General features: G+C 48.2%; 7 protein-coding genes. 5 read left to right on the top strand and 2 right to left on the bottom strand.

Features of this window, described 5'->3' with window-relative positions; translation table 11 throughout:
• Positions 1–814, top strand: an 814-nt coding sequence (locus QVO97_RS10065) for an S-layer homology domain-containing protein (protein WP_288189596.1), incomplete at its 5' end; no start/stop codon positions are given.
• 618 nt (positions 815–1432) lie between these two features.
• Here the strand turns inward: QVO97_RS10065 and QVO97_RS10060 are convergent.
• Positions 1433–1789, bottom strand: a complete 357-nt coding sequence (locus QVO97_RS10060) for an IS66 family transposase (protein ID WP_288189595.1) — start codon at positions 1787–1789, stop codon at positions 1433–1435.
• Positions 1790–2003: 214 nt separating this feature from the next.
• Between QVO97_RS10060 and QVO97_RS10055 the strand changes: the two genes are divergently transcribed.
• Both QVO97_RS10055 and QVO97_RS10050 read left to right on the top strand, forming a co-directional pair.
• Positions 2004–3113, top strand: a complete 1110-nt coding sequence (locus QVO97_RS10055; RefSeq protein ID WP_022360196.1) for an aminotransferase-like domain-containing protein — start codon at positions 2004–2006, stop codon at positions 3111–3113.
• Positions 3049–3528 carry a hypothetical protein gene (locus QVO97_RS10050; protein WP_288189592.1) on the top strand — a complete coding sequence of 160 codons (480 nt, stop codon included), beginning with the start codon at positions 3049–3051 and terminating at the stop codon, positions 3526–3528. Before QVO97_RS10055 ends, QVO97_RS10050 begins: the two co-directional genes overlap by 65 nt.
• A 97-nt stretch (positions 3529–3625) precedes the next feature.
• On the opposite strand, the gene QVO97_RS10045 is transcribed toward QVO97_RS10050, so the two are convergent.
• Entirely contained in the window at positions 3626–5041 is a 1416-nt protein-coding gene (locus tag QVO97_RS10045) for a spore germination protein (RefSeq protein WP_022360194.1), read from the bottom strand.
• On the opposite strand from QVO97_RS10045, the gene QVO97_RS10040 reads away from it, so the two are divergent.
• Both QVO97_RS10040 and QVO97_RS10035 read left to right on the top strand, forming a co-directional pair.
• Positions 5026–5250, top strand: a complete 225-nt coding sequence (locus QVO97_RS10040; RefSeq protein WP_288189591.1) for a hypothetical protein — start codon at positions 5026–5028, stop codon at positions 5248–5250. The two genes, QVO97_RS10045 and QVO97_RS10040, sit on opposite strands and share 16 nt — an antisense overlap.
• A gap of 244 nt (positions 5251–5494) precedes the next feature.
• The gene (locus tag QVO97_RS10035; RefSeq protein WP_022360193.1) at positions 5495–9943 is read left to right on the top strand and encodes a hemoblobin-interacting domain-containing protein; all 4449 of its coding nucleotides are present in this window, start codon (positions 5495–5497) and stop codon (positions 9941–9943) included.
• Positions 9944–9955: the final 12 nt, after the last annotated feature.

The following is a 9955-nucleotide window of genomic DNA, read 5'->3' as shown; positions in this document are numbered from 1 at the left end:
CGGTCATTTCAGCGTTTACGGCGTGGGCTACAAGAACCCTGCCCCGGCCTTTACCGATATTACCGGCCACTGGGCAGCAGATAACATCCTCTTTGCAGCCAGCCGGGGACTGCTCTCCGGCACCAGCGACACCACCTTTAGCCCGGACACCGGCATGACCAGAGGAATGTTTGTGACAGCTCTGGGGCGGTTGGCGGGCATCAACCCGGACAGTTACCAGACCGGGAAATTCACCGATGTGAAAGCCGACGCTTACTATGCCCCCTATGTGAACTGGGCGGCGCAGACCGGCATTGTGGAGGGCGTTACCGCCACCACCTTTGCACCGGACACCAACATCAACCGGGAACAGATGGCGGTGATTATGAAAAATTATGCTGCAAAGCTGGGCTATGACCTGCCCCAGACCTTGAAGGCTGTGACCTTTGCGGACAACACACAGATCAGCAGCTGGGCGAAGGATGCGGTCAAGTCCATGCAGCAGGCGGGCATCCTGGCTGGGAAGAATGAAAATAAGTTTGACCCTAAGGGAACCGCCACCCGCGCCGAGGTCGCCACGGTTCTGCGGCGGTTTGTGGAAATCGTCATTGACTCGCAGGCCGCAAACGGCTGGCAGCAGAATGACAGCGGCCAGTGGAACTATTACAGAAACGGGGAGTCAGTGAAGGGCTGGCTCTCCGAGGATCAGAAGTGGTACTGGCTGGACAAGGTCACCGGAATAATGTTTGCCGGAGACTGGAAGCAGATCGATGGTAAGTGGTACTACTTCTATGCAGACGGGACGATGGCGGTGAATACCGCATCCGACAGATGAAAAATGACCCCGTAATGTAATGCAAAAATAATATCAATAAAGAGGGATGTGAACAATATGGGCAAGTTTCTGGTAATGTCGCTTACCGACCATGAAGAATATATACTCAGTAGAATTATGGAGATTATTGCGGTCGAGCCAGGATTTGACCATATTGTGACATCCCACCTTTGTAACACTCTTGTTTTTCCGGGCTTGGAGCTTCGGCTGAAGGAGAGAACAGCATACCGAAACGGTGAGTTGATTTCTATGACTCGTCGGGAATTTGAAACATTGGTATACTTGGCAAAACATCCATCCTGAGTATTTTCTGCCGGACAGATCTATGAAGAAGTATGGGGAGGATGGTGAAAATTGCGGAACGGCTGTTGCCTTCGTACCGAAAATCAATTCGAATCCGGTGTATAACGGAGGGTGAAGCCTGCTATATGTATGTAGCAATCATTATAATAACATAAAAGGCACGGCATAAAGCAATCTGATGTAAAATCTATCAGAATAATTTATGCCGTGTCTCTTTTTAATTTGATTGGATGTGGGATGGTTTAGGGAAATTAGTAAATCGTAAGCGATGAATAATCCATCGTATTGTCCACTGCCCCCTTGATATCCTTCGCCTTAAACAGGCAGTGGTTCCGCTGCATTATTCGATATTTCGCAACTTCCATCCTGAAGATAATTACGCAGTGTTTCTTTATGGTTTTTTGCGTATATCACAGCTTTTTCCAGCTTACTTCTTTTTACAGGATTGAGTTGTTCTAACCATGCATAAAAGTTTTCCCATATCGGCACTTCTGTTTCCAGACGTCTGTCTTTTCGCTCTTCCGGAGTAAGGTCACGGAACTGCTTTTCCAAAAAGAAAAGCTTGTTGCAGTATGCCAGACCAACTTCAGCCGGAATCATGCGGGGGATTTCTTCTTTCTTAGGAAGAAGCGGCTCTTTGATTTCTTCCTCGGAATTTCCGTTACTGGGCACGTATGCGTGAACAGTAACAGTACTCAATTTTGGGGATTGCCTATAAGCAGGAGAAAACGGTATAATTGAGGAAGGCAGTTGGATATAAGGGGTACAAGTGGTGGAGATGAAAAATATTGTGAAGACGGAAAGAGGGCGGTTGTCTGGGATATGGGATGATGCGGATGATCGATGCGGTGCATTGCCGTTTACATAAATAGATAGAGGAAATACGATGGAACTGAATTTAAGCGAACCGGGACAGAGCCGGTATCTGAGAGTATATGAATATTACAAAGAATTGATCGTGTCCGGGCAGATGAAGCCGGGAGCGAAGCTGCCGTCGATCCGCAAATGTTCCCTGCAGCTGCAGCTTTCACGGACGACGGTGGAGACGGCGTATATGCTGCTGGCGGCGGATGGCTATATCATTTCGCGTCCGCAGAGCGGGTTTTATGTAACGGATGCGGTGCTGGCGGCTGCAAACCGGGAGGAAATAGAGCATGGTGTGCCGCATCAGGAGGAACGCCCGGAAATCCGGTATGATTTTGCGTCTTCAAATGTGGATCGGGAGAGCTTCCAGTTTGATTTATGGCGGCGCTATGTCAAGAGCGCTCTGCGCCAGGATGAACGGCTGCTTTCTTATGGTGAACCGCAGGGAGAGCGGGAATTCCGGGAGGCGCTCTGTGCGTATCTGGGGCGCCACCGCAATGTGATCTGTACGCCGGACAGTATCGTAGTAGGGGCGGGTGTGCAGAGTCTCTTGCATATTTTGTGCCCGATGCTGCGGGAGCGGGACAGTGCATGGTTTTTTAATCCGTCGTTCCGGCAGGGACGCCAGATTTTTGAGGATTATGGGTTTCGGACCGGGGATATAAGAGAGTATTGGGAAAATAATGATAGGAGGATTGAGTCCTCAAAAAAGGATTTGTTCGGAATAGAAAAGCCAGATGTATGTGCAAGAGAGATGAAAACAGGGTTATCCGAACAGATGTCAGAGGCAATGAGACATACAGGGAAAAGTGTTTGCTATCTGACCCCATCGCAGATGACAGTCTGGGGCGAGGTCATGCCGGTGGGCGACCGGATGAAGCTTTTAAAGGATGCGGCGCGCGAGGATATGCTGATTATTGAGGACGATTACAACAGTGAGTTCCGCTATTATAACCGCCCGACACCGTCCCTGCAGGGGCTTTCCGGCGGGCGGGGCGTCGGGTATCTGGGGACATTTTCAAGTGTATCTGGGGACATTTTCAAGGCTGCTTCTGCCATCGATCCGCATGAGCTACATGGTCCTGCCGCCGGATCTGCTGAAACGGTATCAGGAGCGGGGGCGTTTTTATAACCAGACGGCCTCCAAGGCAGAGCAGATTGCCCTCTGCCAGTTTATCCGGGACGGACATCTGGAAAGCCAGATCCGAAAGTCCAAGAAATTGTACGCGGCAAAGGCAAAGTGTCTGTGTGATGCGGTGCGGCGCATTTTTGGAGAAAAAGCGCGAACGCATCTGGGCGATGCCGGTTTTCTGGTTCTCATGGAGCTTGACAGCCCGCTTACATCGGTGGAAATTGCCGGGCATGCGGCACAGGCAGGCGTCGCCGTCCGCCCGGTGGAGTCGGTCGGGAGTCTTTTGGAAAAACAGGAGCATCATTTTCAAGAGGGATATCCGAAGCTCCTGTTGTCCTGTGCCTCGATGGGAGCAGAGCGGTATGAGGAGGCGCTGGAGGTGCTGAAAGAGGTAGTGTATAAGAAAGAAAAATAGAAGATAGATATAGAAGTTAAAATGTCCGCATAAACCACAGCCAGTACCCGGAACCATCCGGGCAATTGTGGGTATGCGGACATTTTATGCGACATTCTTACCCGTTTTTCTCCTCATGCGGCAGCCGGTTCCGGAGCAGCCGCTTTTTTAATTCACTCCAGTGAAATGGAATTAGCGGGTAAATATAACTTTTTCCGGCGATTGTCCGGTTAAAGACAAGGCAGCCGACGGCAATGAGTGTTCCTGCGATGAAGCCCCAGAGATTGAGGAAAAAGGTCAGAATCAGGAGCAGGACGCGCATGAATTTGAGTGCGTAGCCGAGTTCGAAGCTCGTCATCGAGTAGTTGGCGATCGTGACGAACGCCATATAGAGCATCGTCTCGCTGTTGAACCAGCCGGATTTGACCGAGTATTCTCCAAGCACGATACCGGCGATGACACTGAGCGGTGTCGTCAGCATGCTGGGGGTGTTGACTGCCGCGAGCCGCAGACCATCGATGGCAAATTCCAGGATCAGAAGCTGATAGATCAGCGCCACATGGATCTCGTCGGTGACACGGATAAAAGCGAGCCATTCCGGGATCCAGCCGGGATTCTGCATAAAAAGCAGCCACAGCGGTGTCAGAAATAAGGTCAGGAAAAAGATGACCGTCCGCGACAGGCGCAGATAGGTGCCGGTCAGCGGTGGAAAATAGTAGTCGTCGGCTTCCTCGATGATATCGAAAACAGAGGATGGCAGAATCATTGCGGATGGCGAATTGTCCACCAGAATGATGATATTTCCTTCCAGAATCGAGGCAGCGGAGGTATCCGGACGCTCTGAAAAACGAAATTTTGGGAACGGATTGAACCATTTGTGCGGATAAATACATTCGGCAAGGCTTTCCTGGTTCATCGAGAGGGCATCGACATGCACTTTTTGAATCCGGGTGCGGATGCGGTTTAAAAGTTCGGTGTCCACCCGGTTTTCCATGTAGCAGATGGCGATATCGGTGTGCGAACTTTCCCCAATATTCATGATTTCCATCCGCAGCTTCGGATCGCGGATGCGCCGCCGGATCAGAGCCGTATTGAACACAAGCGTTTCGACAAAACCATCGCGCGAGCCGCGCAATACCTTATCCTTTTCAGGTTCGCTGACTCCGCGGGCGGGATAGGTGCGGCAGTCTATTGTGAGTGCCTGTGCATACCCGTCGATCAGAAGAAAAGGAACACCGGAGAGAAGCTGGATAATCAGCGCGTCCGAATCCGTTTCCAGCCCGATTTCGCCGTAGGCGAGGTAGAGGGCGGCAAAATCGTTTGCATTGTCAGGCATCTGGGCGGTTTCAATGCTGCTCATCGCCTGCAGCACTTTTAAAAGCGTATCGTCCTTGGTAAAACCATCAATACAGTAGAGGCAGGCATCGCGCCCGCCGATCATCAGGTTCCGATCTACGACATCAAAACTGATGTCCGGTCGGAGCTTTTTTTGAAAAAAAGTCCGGTTATTTTCAATGGATGAAGAAATCTGCATCGTGTAAATCTCCTATCAGAGAAGCCAATATCAGTGACCGCGAAGGGACTGGAATGGGACAAAATGTTTACAGATGGAGTATGTGCGAAAAGGATAAAAATATACGAAATGAAGCAAACAGAAAAAAATTCTCAAAATATGTTTTTTTAAAATTCATGACAAGCGAGGCAATATCAGGGAAAAAGGCGGAAAAAATCGCTGCAAAATGAGACTTAACATGTGCTGAATGGAAAAAGAAATTTGCATGTTAGTTTTAGTAATTAAAAAATCAATGCTTTATTGAGAATAAAATTCAATTAAAAATAGATAAAAATTCTCATTTTTAAATAGATTTAAATAATTGACAGATTTTATTAGATTAGTTTATACTAACCTCCTCGGCTGCCTGAGTTAGGAATGCCTAATCCGGTGCGGAGAGTAAGATACTACAAAAGATTATATGGAGGAATATGTATGAAAGGTAAGGGAAGATCCCGGCAGGCAATTCTGGCAGCGGTGACCGTGTTAGCGGCGGCGCAGGCAGGTACTGCTTATGCTTCAACCGGACCGGCATCGGAGTCCGGAGTACAGACCGGCGCCTGGATTCAGGAAGGACAGGACTGGAAATATCAGGGAACGGACGGAACGCTTAAGACTGGATGGGTCAAGACCGAGAGCGGCTGGTATTATCTGGATCCGCAGAGCGGACGGATGATGACTGGATGGATCACCGTCGATGGACGCCGGTACTATATGAACACAACTGCCGATGGCGTGGAAGGACAGATGCGCCGCGGCTGGTGGAAGGACAATGCAGGAAAATGGTATTTCTTCAGCACTGCATCCGATGGAACGGAAGGTATGACCGTGACCGGATGGCAGTGGATTGATGGAAAATGCTATTATTTTGATAACTTGAGCGCAGAAAACTATGGTCAGATGCACACCGAAGGTCGGACGCCGGACGGCTACAGCGTCAATGCGGATGGACAGTGGGTCAATGAAAATGGAGAGGTCCAGACCCGTGCGGATAGAGGTTACGCGAGCAGCCCGGCAGCAGACGGCAACGGAAGCAGCGTATCAGGAGGCGGTTCAGGGAATTCCGGCAGTTCCGGCGGCAGCCATTCGGGGGGCTCTGGAAGCAACAGTAATTCTGGAAATAACAGTAATTCCGGAAATAACAGTAATTCTGGAAATAACGGTAATTCCGGGAATGACGGAAACCAGAATGGCGGAAATGCCGGAGATAACGGAAACACTGAAAATCCAGACAAGCCGCAGATGGTTTCGCTGGTAGATGAGACGAAGACAAAGCTTACCGAAGTAAATTCCCTGGGCTGGTGGCTTCCGATCGCATTTGATGAGGGATACAATGCAGACAATACGGTCGTTAAGGTCGATGGAAAAGACGTAACCAATCTTCTAACTCCGATCACAGATGACGGACGTATGGCAAAACTGGCGCTTCTTGGCACACCGGGCAAAGTAACCGTCAGCAGCAAAGAAGATGCGGCAAAGGAAGAGACGGTGGTTCTGAGCAATGAGAGCCAGGAAGATGCTGTATATGAGGAAAACGACGGCTATCTGCCTGAGAAGATTCTGACGCATGAGCCGGTCGCTTATTGGGACTATTATCTGACCAATTACGATGAAAACGGAAATCCCCGCATTTCTCCGAAAAAGACTACTTATAACTTGAACGAGGAGAAACAGACTCATCCGAGCTATTCGCCGGATGCGGTTCTTCCGGAAAATGGAAAAGCAGCCGTTACCATTCTGTTTAACTACAATACAGACGAGGAAAAAGAGTGGTTTGACGGCATCCGCAAGCTGGAACTGGTTAAATACGATGAGCAGAAGAACACAATCAATTCAAGCCTCGTATTTGACAGTGAAAAGAATGTGGCGCACGGACAGGGACGCGTTGGACAGCTGACTATCCAGACAGGACAGAGCAATTTCTACAATAATGGACGTTATTATGTGCGGGTTGTATCGTCGGCAGGCGGTTCTGCGCTCGTCCCGATTCATGTCGTCAATGAGACAGTACCGACGCTGGAGCTTAAGGAAACACCGCAGTCCGGTAAGAATCTCCATTTTGCAGTCAGCGATCTGGTATACGCAATTGAGACACCGATCGAGCGTGTGACCCTGGAAGATCCGAACGGAACAGTAAGCGACCTTAAGATGATCGATGACTGGTATCTCTACAGCCAGGATTTATTTGTTCTGTACAATGATAATACAGACCATCTGCCATACAAGGGCAACTACAAGATCACTGTATATGCAAATGGTTTCCGGTCATTCTCCAAGAGCTTCAAGGTGACAACGGACGCAGAGCCGGTAAAAGAGAAGGAACAGACCAATGGCCAGAAAATGGCGGCATACGGATTCGACGGTATCAGCACCGCATCGACCGGTTCCGGCGGAAGTGGAAGCTCCAGCGGCAGCAGCTCAGGAAGCTCTGCAATCTCTGCAAACCTGATTTTTGATTCAGATCTGCTTGTAAATGCACATCTCCTTGAACAGACCAAGATGGAAAATGATGCGTCCAAGGCAGTGATGGAGTGGTGGAACAATGCGATTCCGGATGCTGTCTTTGATACTGGAGATGATGATTTCTTCAGATGGGCAGACTACGTAAATAAGAGCGAGAATCAGAAATACGAAGAGAACAGAATGCTTCCATTTGCAGATTACCGTGAAAACGGAGCACTGGATCCGAACCATCCGGCAACGGCAAAAGAAGTTCTCGAAGATGGTCTGCTCGGCGATATCCAGTACAATGGAAACTTCTCCCGTCAGGATGCACCGGCGATTACAGTTGTACAGAACAAAGAGGGCGAGCCGGTAGTCCTGCGGACAGAGGATACAGAGTATATCGAGGCGGTTCAGAGTATCGTTGTCAACGGAAACTGGCAGGCACTCAGCAAGGACAAATATTCCATCGATAAAGAAGCTGGCACCATTACCATAGAGGCGGATGTATTCAAGGCTGGTGAGGAGTATAAGCTGACTGTCGATGCAACGGGATATAAGAGCCAGAGTATCGCATTTACATACGATAAGGTGCTGGAAAACGATTTATCGCTGAACGTTGATTATGCGGATGATAAAGAGGCGTTTGCAGCTGAGAAAAAAGAAGATTCTAATAAGACCTACTATTTTGCAAATGCTGAATTTACCGTTAATGGCAGCAAGGGAGATTTCCTGAAGAACCTGAAATCTGTTACCCTGCTTTCTGACGAGGAAGATGCGGTTGAGAGAAATATCTACACGAAAGGCGTGTCCAGCAGCAACGATGTTTACTATGAAGTATCCGGGGATGGCAAGAAGCTGATTCTCCATCAGGTTCAGCCGGGAACTTATAAACTGACACTTCGTTCGAATTACTACACAGAGGCCCTGAGATGTGAATTTGTGGTTGAGAAGGAAGAGGAAGAAATTCAGGAAGAGATGGCAGCTCCAGAAGTAGTGGAGTTCAGCAAACATAAAGCCAGTTGGTCATTTGATCCAGATTTTGGACGTGCTTCTTTTAAAGCTTCAAAGGGAACGAGTGTAAAAGATTACTTGGCTAAGATTACATCCGTGAAAGTTGGAAATAAAGAGTATACGAAAGCAACTTACAGCCTTAGTTCGTATAACCCTACATGGAAGATGACAGATGCAGATGATCCAGATAACAATGTACAGGATTTTGATTGCATCGATTTCACTTTAGACGGTTTCAGCACCGAAGAAAGCACCGATGTAACGATCCAGGCAGAAGGATACGAAGAGCTTACCTTTACAGTTACAAAGGATATGAAGTTAGCGGGTGACGAAGAGAAACTGCTTCCAGCACCGAAGCTGACAGGCAACACTACGGTTGATGAGGGAGAACCGCTGGTTCTGACTGGTGATGAAGAGTATCTGAAAGCAATTAAGTCTGTAAAAGTAACTGGCAATGATGAGGAGGAAGATGTTGCACTTGAATTTGCAGTAAATGGTACAACATTGACAATTCAGACTGGCACACTGGATAGTGGCTTGAATGAGATTGTGATCGAAGCAAAAGGTTACAAGAATCAGTCGATCACGGTTACAGTTGAGAGCCAGAAAGCAGATACAGAAATTGAGGTTTCCAGTGTTGTAAAAGAGAGTAGTTGGACAGGAGATTATTTACTGATCCGTTTCAATGGAGTTGAGGGGGAAAAGTTAAAAACTTTCTTAAAGGAGATTGATTCGGTTGCAGTAAATGGAACAGAGTATAGCAAGGCATCCGTTTCCTCGTTCCTTGGAAGTGGTGAGTTTGCACCGCATGCAACGGATACATCTTATAGCAATGATAATTATGATTGTTTAAAGGTTTCAGCGTCCGGATTAAGTGAAGAAGAGGATAATGAAATTCTTATCTACACTAAGAATAACGGAACGATTGAGTGCAAACTTGATAAAAACTGGAAATTAATCAAGGAATCCAAAACGCTTCTTGCCGACGAAGTCCTCCCAAGCGAGATCGTCACCACCCCAACCGAGGGAGTAACCACACCGGAGCAAACACCGGAAGAGCCGAAGACGAATGACGAAAACAAGGCAGATGTACCGGATGGCGATAAGAAGAACGAGACAGACGATGCGAACAAGGCACCGGAAGTAGACGAGGACAAGAAAGAGGATTCGGACGAGTCCAAGGATACTTCGGATGAGAAGAAAGACGAAACTTCAGATAAAGGCGATGCTGACAAGGATGATTCGAAAGATGAATCCGGCGAAACTGGTGACGATTCCAAGAAGAATGAAACGGACGAATCTAAGGACAATGATTCCAAGAAGGATGAGACCGGTGATGTAAAAGATGATACTTCTGATAAGGAAGAATCTGACGGCGGTAAAGGCGATGCTTCTGAGAAAGAAGAGTCTGTTTCCGAAGAAGAGTAGTTTTATTTAAAG

Origin of the sequence: Clostridium sp. CAG:43, assembly GCF_000434655.1 — a bacterium.
Lineage (GTDB): Bacteria > Bacillota > Clostridia > Lachnospirales > Lachnospiraceae > Otoolea > Otoolea fessa.
Note: the sequence above shows the minus strand (reverse complement) of the source record. Positions and strands in the feature narration are given on the sequence as shown.